The sequence below is a fragment of the Thalassotalea sp. PLHSN55 genome (assembly GCF_052030545.1).
GTDB lineage: Bacteria > Pseudomonadota > Gammaproteobacteria > Enterobacterales > Alteromonadaceae > CANMXU01.
In genome coordinates this window covers 1-658 of sequence record NZ_JBPDIH010000035.1, presented here as the reverse complement: position 1 = coordinate 658, position 658 = coordinate 1, and the positions used below count along the sequence as shown (strand labels likewise).

The window sequence follows — 658 nt, the reverse complement described above, 5'->3', positions numbered from 1 at the left end:
ACAAAAAACAGTTGGCTTTTTGCTCCTTCGTCGCTAATTTTAGCCAACTATTTTATTGCCTCTTAACGAGGCGTTATATGCCTAAGGGATAGCATGAGTAGTCAGCAGGATATTTGCACTAAATTTGGAACAGAATTTTCACCATGTGGCGATTCGGATAAGCTAGGATTAGCTATTAAAACTATCGGTAAGTTACCTATAAACGGTTTAAGACAAGTAGCGGAAAATGGTACTTGTGGCTGGTATATATGGTGTGGGGAAGAATGGAGTGACGAACCTGAATTTTTTAAGCCTTTACATGTGAGTCATATTAAAGATTACATCCCACAAATAGAAAAGTATTTAGCTTTACCTGAAGGGTTTAGGTTCTTAGTTGCTGGTGACTATGAAGATGTATGGCAAGACAAAGGTTTAATCGGCATATAACAAGCCAATCAAGTCGGACGCCAAACAGTTGGCTGCGTTCACTTCGTTCACAATTATAGCCAACTATTTTGCGCCGCTTATTGAGGCGTTATGTGCTTTAACTATAAGCTTTTAAAATAAAATTAACTTAGGTGTGTTTCGCCATTATTAGTTCAGCTAGCCTTAATAAGCTTTATTGCTTTTTACGAAAGACATTTGCAATAAAACTATTAATTTATTCTGGCATCGGTTT

Annotated in this window: 1 protein-coding gene; it reads left to right on the top strand. The window is 36.9% G+C overall.

Features of this window, described 5'->3' with window-relative positions; translation table 11 throughout:
- The first annotated feature begins 93 nt into the window (after positions 1-93).
- The gene (locus ACRRSQ_RS20595; protein WP_440877655.1) at positions 94-426 is read left to right on the top strand and encodes an immunity protein Imm33 domain-containing protein; all 333 of its coding nucleotides are present in this window, start codon (positions 94-96) and stop codon (positions 424-426) included.
- The last annotated feature ends 232 nt before the right edge of the window (positions 427-658 follow it).